9 protein-coding genes are annotated in these 13,032 nt (G+C 58.9%); 3 read left to right on the top strand and 6 right to left on the bottom strand.

From position 1 onward, the window contains the following. Nucleotides 1–53 precede the first annotated feature (53 nt). On the bottom strand, nucleotides 54–899 hold the full coding sequence (locus tag CLV74_RS18270; protein ID WP_106267661.1) for a DeoR/GlpR family DNA-binding transcription regulator: 846 nt from the start codon (nucleotides 897–899) through the stop codon (nucleotides 54–56). Between the two features lie 270 nt (nucleotides 900–1,169). Between CLV74_RS18270 and CLV74_RS18265 the strand changes: the two genes are divergently transcribed. Beyond that, a complete protein-coding gene (locus CLV74_RS18265) occupies nucleotides 1,170–2,351 on the top strand; it encodes an efflux RND transporter periplasmic adaptor subunit (protein WP_106267659.1) in 1,182 nt (393 codons plus the stop codon). Between the two features lie 5 nt (nucleotides 2,352–2,356). Beyond that, entirely contained in the window at nucleotides 2,357–5,449 is a 3,093-nt protein-coding gene (locus CLV74_RS18260) for an efflux RND transporter permease subunit (protein WP_106267657.1), read from the top strand. A gap of 613 nt (nucleotides 5,450–6,062) precedes the next feature. On the opposite strand, the gene CLV74_RS18255 is transcribed toward CLV74_RS18260, so the two are convergent. The 4 genes from CLV74_RS18255 to CLV74_RS18240 all read right to left on the bottom strand — a co-directional run bounded on the left by CLV74_RS18255 (nucleotide 6,063) and on the right by CLV74_RS18240 (nucleotide 10,246). Then, nucleotides 6,063–6,857 (bottom strand): inositol monophosphatase family protein, encoded by a 795-nt coding sequence (locus CLV74_RS18255; RefSeq protein WP_170108098.1) that lies wholly within the window; start codon nucleotides 6,855–6,857, stop codon nucleotides 6,063–6,065. A 379-nt stretch (nucleotides 6,858–7,236) separates the two neighbouring features. Then, a complete protein-coding gene (locus tag CLV74_RS18250; protein WP_106267653.1) occupies nucleotides 7,237–8,019 on the bottom strand; it encodes an ATP-binding cassette domain-containing protein in 783 nt (260 codons plus the stop codon). Then, nucleotides 8,019–9,101 carry an ABC transporter permease gene (locus tag CLV74_RS18245; protein WP_106267651.1) on the bottom strand — a complete coding sequence of 361 codons (1,083 nt, stop codon included), beginning with the start codon at nucleotides 9,099–9,101 and terminating at the stop codon, nucleotides 8,019–8,021. Before CLV74_RS18245 ends, CLV74_RS18250 begins: the two co-directional genes overlap by 1 nt. Before the next feature lie 107 nt (nucleotides 9,102–9,208). Then, nucleotides 9,209–10,246: a sugar ABC transporter substrate-binding protein gene (locus CLV74_RS18240; protein ID WP_106267649.1), complete on the bottom strand. Its 1,038-nt coding sequence runs from the start codon at nucleotides 10,244–10,246 to the stop codon at nucleotides 9,209–9,211. A gap of 197 nt (nucleotides 10,247–10,443) precedes the next feature. On the opposite strand from CLV74_RS18240, the gene CLV74_RS18235 reads away from it, so the two are divergent. Then, nucleotides 10,444–11,661, top strand: coding sequence for an ROK family transcriptional regulator (locus CLV74_RS18235; protein ID WP_106267647.1), 1,218 nt, complete (start codon nucleotides 10,444–10,446; stop codon nucleotides 11,659–11,661). Nucleotides 11,662–11,670: 9 nt separating this feature from the next. Here CLV74_RS18235 and cysG read toward each other — a convergent pair whose 3' ends face one another. Beyond that, nucleotides 11,671–13,023, bottom strand: a complete 1,353-nt coding sequence (gene cysG, locus CLV74_RS18230) for a siroheme synthase CysG (protein ID WP_106267645.1) — start codon at nucleotides 13,021–13,023, stop codon at nucleotides 11,671–11,673. Nucleotides 13,024–13,032: the final 9 nt, after the last annotated feature.

The following is a 13,032-nucleotide window of genomic DNA, read 5'->3' as shown; positions in this document are numbered from 1 at the left end:
AAATTTCCGTGCACTAAGGGGCCTTCGGGCCCCTTCTTTTTTGCAGTTTGTGGTTATTCGGTCTTGGCAATCTCGACGTTGATGCCCTTATCGCGCATCCGCTCGATATGCTCGGGCGTGGTGTTGTCATCAACGATGACGGTGTCGAATTCCGTCAAAGAGGCAAAGCTATGCAGTGCCCGCTGGTCGAATTTCGTGTGATCTGCCAATAGGATAGACCGTTCCGAGCTGGCCATCATTGCCCGTTTGGTTTCCACCATCTCGGGGCTTTGGTGATAGACCACATCGTTGGCAATCGCCGACATCGAAACAAAGAACGTGTCTGCGCGGACCTCTGCAATCTGGCTGCGGGTCATGCGGCCCATGAAGGCGTTACACCAGTTAAAGAACTGGCCGCCCAAGGCGATCAAGGCGATCTCACGCACCTCTTTCAACTCGTTAATCATCAGAAGCGAGTTGGTCAGCACCGTCAGCGGGGTCTTCTGCTCCAGCAGGTGGACCATCTGCCAGACAGTGGTCGAGTCATCCAGGAAGACCGCCTGACCGGGTTCAATAAACTCCATCGCTTTTTGGGCAATGGCGCGTTTTTCCGCCACCTGACGGGAGGACCGGTAAATGTCGCTGCTCTCGATCAGGTTAGTGGGAGCGGCCGAAACGATCCCGCGCGTCTTGCGCAACAGGCCAAGGCTGACCAATTCGTCCAGATCGCGGTGCACGGTCATCAAGCTGATGCCGAACTTGTCGGTCAGGTCTTCGATGCGCATGGTGCCCTCGGCCATAACGGCCTCGGTGATCATTTTGCGACGAGCCAACTGGCGGGCCTGACGGCTGTCGGCGGGCATCTTTTCCGCCATCAGGCGATCAAATGCGGGTTCGGACTGCGGTGTGTTCTTGGTCATTTTTGGTGCTCCACATCTTCCCCATTAGATCGAAAGCGCGGCTAAAGCAAAGCATAGGCGTAAATTGGCGGTGGAATTGGTGTTTCAGGATCTAATTTCGGCCATCCATGCGGCTGTTCGATAACGCGCAGTTGATGTGCAGGTGCAGCAATTTCGGGTTTTGATCATAGGTAAAGACAGAACGCCCGACGGAAAGGCCAAACCGTTGCGTAGGACTTTCAAGAAAAAATGTGAGCGCCGTTTCGGCAAAAATCAAAGAGTTGCAACAAGATGACTTTCCCCTCCCTTCCGTTTCGCACCGTTGCAGCTATGGCCTGCGCGGGGTTTCTCTTCAGCGCGGGCCATGCGGCGGCGCAGCAAATGCCCGGGTCTGCTGGTCCTAGCGACGTTGGGGTGGTGGCGCTGCAAACAACTGAGGTGCCCTACACGGTCACATTGCCCGGTCGGGCCGTTGCTTTTGAGCAAACCGACATTCGTCCCCGCGTAGAGGGAACCATCGAAGAGATCGTCTACATCCCCGGTCATCCGCTTGAGGTGGGCGATGTTCTGTATCGGATTGAAGGGGATAGCTATGAGGCGGAGCTGGCTGCCGCCGAGGCCGCCGTCGCGGGGGCAGAGGCCAGCGTGACCGCCGCCAAAGCGACGCTAGAGCGGTACCAAAAGCTGGACGGTGTCGGTGTGACTCGCGAAAGCGTCGAGACCGCAGAGGTCAGCCTGATGCAGGCCGAAGCCGATCAGCGTTCGGCCGAGGCGGCGCTGAGAACCGCGCAGCTGAACTTGAAACGCACAGAAATTACTTCGCCTATTCAAGGGGTTGCTGATGTGTCAGAGGTCTCGGTCGGAGCGCTGGTGACAGCGAACCAAAGCGATGCACTGACCACCGTGACGCGTCTGGACCCGATCTATGTGGACCTTACCGAATCCAGCGCCCGCCTTTTGCGCGTGCGCGAACAGATCGACGCCGGTGATCTGGCCCAGTCGGATAAGCTACAGATCGATCTGACCCTTGAAAACGGCGCGACCTACAGCGCAGGCGGCACGCTTGTTTCGCCCGGCTTTAGCGTTTCATCAACCACTGGCGCGGTAGAGTTCCGCATCCAGTTCGACAATCCCGACCGCAAAATTCTGCCCGGCATGTTCCTTCGCGCCAACATACAGATCGGCAACCGTAACGCTATTCTCGTACCACAGCGGGCGACGACTCGCAGCGCGTCGGGCGATCTGACGGCCTTTGTGGTTAAGGATGGTAAGGCCAAGAAGGTCGTTCTGACCGAAGCAGGCAGCTACCAGAACGCATGGGTGGTGACAGAAGGTGTGGCAGATGGCGATGCATTGGTGGTGGACGGGTTGCGCAATCTGCGTGACGGCGCTGAGGTCGCGCCCACTTCGGTGACCATCGATGAAAACGGGGTCGTGCAAAGCGCAGCCGCCCAAACCCCTGCGGCGGAGTAAGTAATTTGGTTAATTTCTTCATCCACAGGCCAATCTTTGCGTGGGTTCTGGCCATTGTCACCATGCTGGCAGGGGCGTTTTCGCTGACGCAATTGCCCGTGTCCCAATACCCCGAGGTCGCGCCCACGACGGTGCGTGTCTCGGCCACCTATTCCGGCGCGACGGCCAGCGCGGTTCAGAACTCGGTCACCTCGGTGATTGAGGACTCGATGACCGGCATCGATGGGCTGCTCTACATGACTTCGGATTCGTCCGAAGGTTCGGCCAGCCTTACCCTGACCTTTGACGAAAGTGTTGACGGTATCGATGCCCAGAACGAGGTGCAGACCCGCGTCCGTCAGGTGGAAAGCCAGCTGCCCGATAGCGTGCAGACGCGGGGCGTGACGGTGCGCCGCTCGACCAGTTCTATCCTGCTGGTGGGCGCGCTGGTGTCCGAGGACGGCAGCTATTCGCAGGTCGAACTGGGCAACCTCTTGGATGAGACGATCTCTGGCCCCGTGCAGCGGACCGAAGGCGTTGGCGGAATTAACATTTTTGGCTCTGGCTATGCCATGCGGATCTGGATGGACCCGCTGAAACTGGTGCAATATCAGCTGACCCCGTCGGACATCACCAGCGCGGTTCAGGCCCAGAATACAACGGTGTCTGTGGGCAGCCTTGGCACCCAACCAACCGTGCAAGGCCAGCAGTTCACCGCGACAATTACTGCGCAAAGCCAGCTGACCAGCGTGGAAGAGTTTGAAAGCATCCTGATTAACACCGATCAGGACGGTAGCGCGGTTTATCTGGGCGATGTGGCGACCATTGAAATCGGGCAGGAAAGCTATGGCGGAGACAGCCGTTTCAGCGGCAAGAACGCAGCCGGTTTCGGTGTGAACCTTGCTACCGGCGCGAACGCCGTGGACACGGCAGCTGCCGTGCGCGAAACCCTGACCGCGCTTGCGCCATCTTTGCCGGAAGGCGTTGAAATTCAATACGCTTATGACACCTCGCCCTTCGTCGAACGCTCGATCGAGAAGGTGTATCACACCCTGATCGAGGCGGTGGTGCTAGTGTTCCTTGTGATCCTTGTGTTCCTGCAAAACTGGCGGGCGACGCTGATCCCGATTATCGCCGTTCCTGTGGTTCTGATGGGCACTTTCGCGGTGCTGGCGGCCCTTGGGTTCAGTATCAACACCTTGACCATGTTCGCGATGGTGCTGGCCATCGGCCTGCTGGTCGACGACGCCATTGTTGTGGTCGAAAACGTCGAGCGGGTGATGGATCAGGATGACCTACAACCTTTGCCCGCCACCGAACGCAGCATGGGTCAGATCACCGGCGCGCTGATCGGTATCGCGCTGGTTCTGTCCGCGGTGTTCCTGCCGATGGCGTTCTTTGGCGGCTCGACCGGTGTGATTTACCGGCAGTTCTCGGTCACGATCATCTCGGCAATGGTGCTGTCGGCGGTTGTGGCGCTGATCCTGACCCCTGCGCTCTGTGCCTCGATGCTGAAAAAGACTCACGGCACGCATTTTGCACCCGCCAAGTGGTTCAACAACGGGTTCGAGCGTATGAACAAGGGCTATGTGGGCACCGTCACCCGACTGTTGCGCCGTCCACTGATCGTGGCGGTGGCGCTGGTGGCGATCGTGCTTGGCTCTTGGACTTTGTTTAACCGTCTGTCCTCGTCCTTCCTGCCGACCGAAGATCAAGGCATGCTGATGTCGATGATCCAGTTGACCGAAGGCTCGACTTCGCAACAGACCCTTTCTGTGGTGCAAGAGATCGAAGATTACCTGCTGACTGAAGAAGGCGACACCGTCGCATCAACCTTCGCAGCGCTTGGTTTCGGCTTTGGCGGCAGCGGCCAGAACGTGGCGATGCTGTTCATCAAGCTGCACGACTTTGATGACCGGACAGCGGCGGAAGAGGCCGCAGGTGCCCTGTCAATGCGTGCGAATATGCGCTTTGGCGGCCATCGCGCAGGGCAGATATTCTTTATGCAGCCGCCTGCCATTCAGGGCATGGGGAACACCAACGGTTTCTCTATGTATCTGGTGGATAACGGAAATAACGGATACGATAGCCTTCTGGAGGCCGCAAATGACTTGGTTGCAGCCGCCGCTCAGGATGATCGCCTGACGAACGTACGTGTCAGCGGGAATGAGGCCGAAAGCGCCCTGCGCATCAACATCGACCAGCAAAAGGCCGAAGCTTTGGGTGTGTCCCTCAGCGAAGTGAACGCGATGCTGTCGGTGATCTTCTCGGGCTCTGAGGTGAATGATTTTGTGCTGAACAACAACCTACGGCCTGTGATTGTGCAGGGGCAGGCGACAAGCCGCATGCAGCCCGAGGACATTGAAGATTGGTACGCCCGCAACACCAGCGGCGAGATGGTGCCCTTCTCCAGTTTCCTGACAACCGAATGGATTTCGGTGCAGCCCAAGCTGGCGCGTTTTCAGGGGACCAACGCGATTGAGGTGTCGGGCAGCAACAGCGACAGCGCCTCTTCGGGTGTGGCGATGGGCGCGATGGAGCAGCTGACAGCAGCTATGGAAGGCGGCTACGGCGTGGAATGGACTGGCCTCAGCTACCAAGAGCGTCAGTCCGGCGATCAGGCGCCCTACCTTTATGCGCTGGCTGTTCTGGTGGTCTTCCTCTGCCTTGCGGCCCTTTACGAAAGCTGGACGATCCCGTTTTCGGTCATGCTGGCGGTTCCCGTGGGCATTCTGGGGGCTTTGGCGGCTGCATGGGCCTTTGGGCAGTCAAATGACGTCTATTTCAAGGTGGGTATTCTGACGACCATCGGCTTGGCGGCCAAGAACGCCATTCTGATTGTCGAGTTTGCCAAGGATCTGGAAGCGCAGGGAAGAGCCCTGGTTGACGCCACGATTGAGGCCGCCCGCCTACGTCTACGCCCCATTCTGATGACTTCGCTGGCCTTTATGTTGGGGGTTGTGCCGCTGGCTACGGCCTCTGGCGCGGGGGCAGCGGCGCAGAACGCCATTGGCATCGGGGTATTGGGGGGTATGGCCTCGGCCACGTTCATCGGCGTGTTCTTGGTGCCCTCCTTCTACGTGCTGGTCCGCCGGATCACGGGTGCCAAGACCGCGTAAACTGATCTGAACGACCAAGACCTAACGCCGCTTTCCGTGCACCGGAGAGCGGCGTTTTTGCGTTCGGCGTTACCTTGTAAGGGCAGGGGGAAAAGTCCCGCTGAGGCTAATTTTTGCCGCCCCTGAGACGTTCTACTGAACAAGAAACAACATGGAATGCGCGACCTGTTTGGTTGCGCCCACCGTGGCTTTCGGCGCTTCACTGTGCTGCGGGGCAGTCTTGGCGCATGAGCGCCCTCTGATAGCTGATCTGACGTTCTTTGAAAACTAGAGTTTTGTTGAAATGAGCGCGTTTATTGTGGAAACGTAGTTAATATCCGTTGAATTGACGATAACTTTCATTGAATTACCAATAATTTTTCGAGCGAGGGTTCTGGAAAAACAACCGGATTTCGTGAAGGTGGGGAAATTGTGATATTTATTGTTTTTCAATGACTTACGTCATTTGTGTCAAAATCCATGAAAGCGGGCGCTTGATTTGCCGGTTTTCGGTGTGGCCCTGAAAGCGTAATCTTGCTTGTCGTGGAAGGGAGGGCGTATTTCGCGTTATTGACAACCTTTTACATTGAATCGCGCACCTATGTCGTCGAATTGACGAAAAATTCAACCAGTTTCAGCCTGCTTTCCGCTCTGCATCCTCATCGGGGACCAAAATCCCGTATAGGTTGGGGATTTTGCCGTTGTGGGCGATGACTTCGGTGGGCTCGGTCAGGAAACGCTCCATCTCGCCGTGGATGGTCACGCCGCCCGCTTCCTGCACCATCAAAAGGCCCGCAGCGCCGTCCCAGATGTTTAACGAGGCCTCGTGATAGCCGTCGAACCAACCTGCTAGCGTGCCGACGAGACCAACGGTTGCTGCGCCGTGACGCCGGTGTTCGATCTGCGCTGCTGTCAGCCGTGCGATGCGAGCACTGTAGGTTTCTGGTGTCGTGCGCCCGGAATACCCCAGCGCAAGCATCCGGCCACTTTGGCCAGCCCTCTGATCAAACCGCATGGGCTTGCCGTTCAACTGAGCGCCTTTGCCAGCCTCGGCTGTGGCCATGATATTGAGATCAGGCAAGAAAATCGCACCATGGGTAAAGTTCTGCCCGTCGAAATACGCGATCGAGATGCCCCAGTCTCCCATACCCCGCGCGTAGTTGGTGGTCCCGTCGATGGGGTCCACAATCCAGCACGCGGGGCCGTCGCCTTCCAGCCCGTTCTCTTCGCCAAGGACGGCATCTTCGGGGTAGGCCTGCGCAATGCGTTCGCGGATCAGTGCTTCGACCGCCAGATCAGCGTTGGTGACGAAATCCATGGGCGCCTTGGATGTCACCGCCAACCCCTGCGCTTGTCCGCGCATCTCTTGTGCCAAAAGGCCTGCTTTGCGGGCCAATGCGGTGGCGAAACCAAGTCTGCTGGGGATCATCGGGGGGCACTCCTGCGTGGTCGGGGGTAAGCTATTGATGAGGGGATAGATTTCGACTGTGACAACTTCAAGAAGAATGCAGGACGCGGCAGTCCCCAGCCTATGACTTGCCTCAAATTGCGGAAGAAAGTGTCTCGCCCTGAGACGTACATTTTCGTGGAATTGACGAACATATTCGTGAAAACAAGGTTGCCAGACGCAGATTCGACGTTCTTTACGCTGCCAACTGTCAGTTTCTTCCATATCAGAACGTACAACCGTCCAATGGCCCGACACCTTCCAGGTCCTCCGCATCGGCCATGAAAAAACCCGGTGCGGAGGACGCACCGGGTTCTGGTTCTGGATCGCGAATGCAATCCGGGGGAGAGAGGTTTGACGCTTAGGCGGCGGTTGCCTCGGCGGGCGGCTCGGCCGCGCCGGTCATGAAAGCCACAGCGTCCGACATGGTGTATTCGCCGGGGCGAATGGTGCAGAGGCGACTGCCGAGACGGTGGACGTGGATGCGGTCGGCAACCTCGAACACGTGGGGCATGTTGTGGCTGATCAGGACGATCGGAATACCGCGCGAACGCACGTCCTGGATCAGTTCAAGCACTTTGCGGCTTTCCTTGACGCCAAGCGCCGCTGTCGGTTCATCCAGAATGATCACCTTTGATCCAAATGCCGCCGCTCGGGCCACAGCGACACCTTGGCGCTGACCACCGGACAGGGTCTCGACCGCCTGGTTGATGTTCTGGATGGTCATAAGCCCCAGATCATTCAGCTTTTCGCGGGCGAAAGCCTCCATCGCCTTGTGGTCCAGCATCCGCAGGTACTTGCCCATGAAGCCGGGTTTGCGCAGTTCACGACCCACAAACATGTTGTCGGTGATCGACAGGGCAGGGGACAGGGCCAGTGTCTGGTACACGGTCTCGATGCCTGCGTCGCGGGCCTCAAGGGGCGATTGGAACTGGATGCGCTTGCCTTCCAGAGTGATTTCGCCCTCATCGGGGATGACCGCGCCAGAGATCGCCTTGATCAGGCTGGACTTGCCCGCGCCGTTGTCGCCGATCACGGCAAGGATTTCACCGGGGTAAAGGTCGAAGTCTGCCTGATCGAGGGCTGTGACTTTGCCGTAGCGCTTTACCAGACCACGGGCTTTGAGAATGGGTTCTTGGGTCATTATGCCGACACCTTCCGGATCCATTGGTCAATCGAAACAGCAAGGATGATAAGCCAGCCCACTGCAAACACCTGCCAGAGCACGTCCACACCGGCCAGCTTCAGGCCCGACTGGAAGACGCCCACGATCAGTGCGCCGAACAGCGCTCCAAGGATCGAGCCACGCCCGCCAAACAGCGAGATGCCCCCGATCACAACCGCGGTGATGGATTGCAGGTTGCCCTCATAGAACGCCTGCGGCGAGATCGAGCCGATGCGGCCCACGCTGCTCCAAGCGGCGATGGCACAGACAAGGCCTGCCAGCATGTAAACCTGTACCAGTGTGCGGTCGGTGCGGATGCCTGCAAGTTCGGCGGCTTCTTTATCGTCACCGATGGCGTAGACGTGGCGGCCCCATGCGGTTTTGTTCAACAGGAACCACAGGGCAAAGAACACGACGATCATCAGAAGCGAGCCATAGGTGACGCGAGCGCTGCCAAGCTTGAATGCCTCGCCAAAGAATTTCAGGGCAGCGGCGTTGGCGTCAATGTCTTGACTGCGGATCGATTGCGCGCCCGACAGCCACAGGTTCAGCGCGTAGAAGATGTTCCAAGTGCCCAAGGTCACAATGAACGGGGGCAGCTTGAGGCGGGTGACCATCAGGCCGTTCAAAAAGCCCGCAGCGCCGCCGCCTGCAAAGCCGATCAGCAGGGCGAAAAACGTGGGAACACCGTAGCTTACGGCAAGGTTGCCCATGATGACGCTCATCAGGACCATGATGGCCGCGACCGACAGATCGATGCCTGCGGTCAGGATGATCAGCGATTGCGCCGCGGCCAGAAGGCCGATGATCGACACCTGCTGCATGATCAGCGTCAGGTTAAAGGCGGAAAAGAACTTGCCCCCTGCGATCACGCCGAAGATCACCACCGACAGCACCAGCACGATGACCGGAACCAGCGTGGGATTGCCATGCAGCGCCTTCTGGATGTGATCCATCACGCCGCGGTGATTATGCTCGAAACTGGCGACGCGTTTATCGCTTCGCTCGAGGGATGCTTCGAAATCCTGACCTTTCGGTCTGGAGACGGTCTCTTCGCTCATGGCGGTCCTCCTGCGCGGCTTGGGTGCCGCTTGGTGGTGTTCTTCAGGGGTTCGTTAAAAAATAGGGGACGGCTTGCACCGTCCCCCAAATCGTCAAATCGCTTGGATTAGCCCCAGCACTTGCCCAGGCCAGCTTCCGAGGTCAGCGATTCAAGGCCATCGACGGGCTTGTCGGTGATCAGCTCGACGCCGGTGTTGTAGAAGTCCAGACCTTCGGTGTTCTGGGGCTTCTCGCCGGTTTCTGCGAAGTGCTTGATCGCCTCGATACCCTTCGAGGCCATCAGCAGCGGGAACTGCATCGAGGTTGCGCCGATCACGCCGTCTGCAATGTTCTGAACGCCGGGGCAGCCGCCGTCGACCGATACGATCAGCACGTCGTTTTCACGGCCAACCGACTTCAGCGCCTCATACGCACCAGCCGCTGCGGGTTCGTTGATGGTGTAGACCACGTTGATTTCGGGATCCTTCTGCAGAAGGTTCTCCATCGCGGTGCGGCCACCTTCTTCGTTGCCGTTGGTCACGTCGTTGCCAACGATACGCGCGTCGTCTTCGTCACCGATGTCGGTGGGGTCTTTGATGTCGATGCCAAAGCCCTGCAGGAAGCCTTGATCGCGCAGATAGTCGACCGAGATTTCCGAAGCGTTCAGGTCCAGCAGCGCGATTTTCGCGTTTGCCGCTGCGTCGCCCAGAGTTGCTTTCGCCCACTCACCGATCAGAACGCCAGCTTTGAAGTTGTCGGTCGCGAAGGTCGCGTCAGCGGTGTCTGCGGGTTCAAACGGGGTGTCCAGCGCGATGACCAGCAGGCCAGCTTCGCGGGCTTGGGTCACAACGGGGGCCAGCGCGCGGCTGTCCGACGGGGTGATCAGGATGCCTTTTGCACCCGACGCGATGCAGGTCTCGACTGCGGCAACCTGAGTTTCCACGTCGCCGTCGATTTTACCGGCGAAGGTCTGCAGGTTGATGCCGTTGGCTTCTGCGCCAGCAACCGCGCCTTCCTTCATTTTCACGAAGAAGGGGTTGGTGTCGGTTTTGGTGATCAGGCATGCGCCAACTTCGTGGCTGGCTGCCATTGCAGGCGCTGCAGCCATGGTTGCGATGGTGGCTGCACCCAGCAGCAGAGCGGTTTTGGTAGCGGATTTGATCATGATTTCCTCCCAGATGTGTCTGATCAAAGATCGTCTCTCGGTTCGCCTCCCGAGCGAGCCTTGCGCCTATGAGAGACCGAATCAGTGGCTCACGTCAATAAATAAATCACTGTGATTTATTATTGACAGACTGCCTAAATACTAGAACCTTAGGTAAGAGTTGATTTATACAGCGGCGCGCGCCTAACGGGTGGACTATGGAAAAAGAAAGACACTCAGGACAAATTGACCAAGCGGTCGGCGCGGTGCGCGGCACCAATCAAAGTGGGGTGCGGGCGCACAACGAACGTCTCGTGCTTTCATTGTTGCGCCAGAAGGGGCCATTGGCCAAGGCTGAATTAGCAAGGCTTACAGGATTATCTGCACAGGCGGTCTCGGTAATCATGCGCGGCGTAGAGGCTGACGGGTTGATTAAAAAGGGAAATCCGGTGCGCGGGAAGGTGGGGCAACCCTCGATCCCGATGGAGCTGGTTCCGGGCGGTGCGTTCTTTCTAGGCTTGAAAGTAGGGCGCCGTAGCCTTGATCTGATTCTCACAGACTTCCTTGGGAACATCCGGTCACGGGTCTATCTGACCCACAAATACCCGACCCCTGACGGAGTGGTCTTGTTTGCCGGTCACGGCATCTCTCAATTGTTAGAGCAACTAACGCCAGAAGAACGGACCCGAGTCGCTGGCTTGGGAATCGCCCTGCCGTTCCGTTTGTGGGACTGGGCCGGTGTGCTTGGTGTAAATAAATCCGACATGGAAGACTGGCGCGACCGCGATATACGCGCCGAGATCGAGGCCCGTTGGGACTTTCCCGTCTTCTTGCAAAACGACGCATCAGCGGCCTGCGGGGCGGAATTGGTGTTCGGGAACTCTGACCGTCCCAGCGACTTCCTTTACTTCTTCATCGGGTTCTTCGTGGGTGGAGGGCTGGTCTTGGACAATGCTCTCTATACGGGAAAATCAGGGAATGCGGCGGCGGTCGGCTCGATGCCGATCGGGCGGCGCGGTGGAAAGATGCTGCAACTGGTCGATGTGGCATCCCTGTCCTGTCTTGAGACCGCGATGGCCCATCGTGGCCTGACAGCGGATGCGATCTGGTCCAATCCGGCCTCATGGCAGATCCCGCAGGGCATGATCGATGAGTGGATCGATACGGCCAGCGACGGTCTGGCCTTTTCCATCGCCTCATCGGCATCGCTGATCGATTTCAGCTGTGTGATGATCGACGGCTGGCTGCCCGATGCGGTGCGCGATGATCTAGTTGCGGCCACGCATGCCAAGCTGGACAGCATCAACACTGCGGGGATCGTGGTCCCAGACGTGCGGGCTGGCAGCATTGGCAGCGATGCCCGCGCTTTGGGGGCCGCAAGTCTGCCCCTGTCACAGCGGTTTCTTGTAGACCGCAACGCCCTGATCAACGGCTAAGGCGCTGCCTCAGGATTTAGGGCGACGCACCAGAATGATCGCGGGGCTGGTCACGCCATCCTCGGCCACGCAGCGGGCCAGATCACCCAGCGACGTCCGCCAGATCGCCTCATTCGCGTGGGTGGCATTGCTGACAATCTCAACCGTGCAATCAGGTGTGCCGCCGCTTGCCAGAAGAGTCTCAGCGATATCATCCGCACGGTTCACCGCCATGTAAAGCGCCAGCGTGGCCCCTTCGTTCAGCATCCGGCCCCAGACTGGATCAGTCGCACCGGGACGACAGGTGCCGGTGGACAGCACCACGTGATCGGTCTGCCCCCGTTCGGTCAAAGCCCGCCCCAGAGACGCCGCCGCTGCGCTGGCCGAGGTGACGCCGGGCACGATCTCGACCTCGATCCCCGCCCCTTTGGCAACGGACATCTCTTCTGTGCTGCGCCCGAACAGCGACGGATCGCCGGATTTCAGACGCACTACGTTCTTGCCCTCAAGGGCCGAGGCGACGATCACCTCATTGATCTTTTCCTGCGGCCACGAATGGGCGCCGACCTCTTTGCCGACGAAGACGCGTTCAGCGTCACGGCGGGCTAATTCCAGCACATCGGGGTCAACCAGCCGGTCGTAATAGATGATGTCCGCCTCTTGCAGACGGGCCACGGCCCGCAGTGTCAGCAAATCCCGCGCACCGGGGCCTGCGCCAACCAACGCGATCCGGCCCTTTTCGGGAACGGTGATACCGCCGGCCTCAATCTCGGCCGCCAGCATTTTGGCTGCGGTCTCATCATCGCCGCCGCGATGGGTTTGCCATGCGGTGCCCGAGAACGCCCGACGCCAGAAATCCCGCCGCATTTCCTTCGGCACCCGCATCGCCACAGCATCGCGCAGACGCCCTGCCAAAGCGGCAAAGCTGCCAAGGCGCGGGTCCAGCATCGTCTCGACCTCGGTCTTGATTTTGCGGGCCAGCACGGGGGCGGTGCCTTCGGTGCCGATGGCGACAACCACAGGATCGCGGTCCACCAGCGACGGGGTAGTTGCGTCACACAGGTGTGGCTGGTCCACCACGTTCACCACGACGCCCGCCTCTTTCGCCAGCGCATGAATGCAGGCGTCCACAGCAGGGCAGCCGGTGCCGATGAAAACCAGCGCCGCATCCTTGAAGATCGCGGGCGTGATGGGACCGGCGTAATGGCTGGCGCGTCCTTGACTGACCAGCGCGGCCAGCTCTGGCTCTAGGGCAGGGGCAAACAGTTCAATCGCAGCCTCGGTCTTCAGCATCAGACGCGATTTTTGCGCGGCGGTCTCGTCACCGCCGACAATCACCACGCGCCGACCGGCCATGGTCAGGAACATCGGAAAGGATTTCATGGGCCGTCT

It is taken from the genome of Donghicola tyrosinivorans, assembly GCF_003003355.1.
In the GTDB taxonomy this organism is placed as follows: domain Bacteria; phylum Pseudomonadota; class Alphaproteobacteria; order Rhodobacterales; family Rhodobacteraceae; genus Donghicola; species Donghicola tyrosinivorans.
This window is presented reverse-complemented; position numbering and strand designations above follow the sequence as displayed.